We start from the raw sequence: 203 nt of genomic DNA, 5'->3' as shown, positions 1-203 counted from the left end.
ACTTCCGCTAACTGCGATGGAGAGACGGAGAAGGCTAGGCTAGCGCGGCGTTGGTAGTCCGCGTTTAAGGTGGTAGGTGGTGTTCTTAGGCAAATCCGGGGACACGTACTTAAATGTACACACTGAGAGCTGATGACGAGGTCCTAAGGGACTGAAGTAGTTGATGCCATGCTTCCAGGAAAATCTTCTAAGCTTCAGGTTAG

1 rRNA gene is annotated in these 203 nt (G+C 50.7%); it reads left to right on the top strand.

The window, feature by feature from the left end:
• Nucleotides 1-203, top strand: a 23S ribosomal RNA gene (locus tag KO531_RS22340); the annotation flags it as partial.

The organism is Shewanella sp. NKUCC06_TVS, from assembly GCF_019345515.1.
Taxonomy (GTDB): Bacteria; Pseudomonadota; Gammaproteobacteria; order Enterobacterales; family Shewanellaceae; genus Shewanella; species Shewanella oncorhynchi.
The sequence above is the reverse complement of the archived record's forward strand: the minus strand, read 5'-3'. Positions and strand labels throughout refer to the sequence as shown.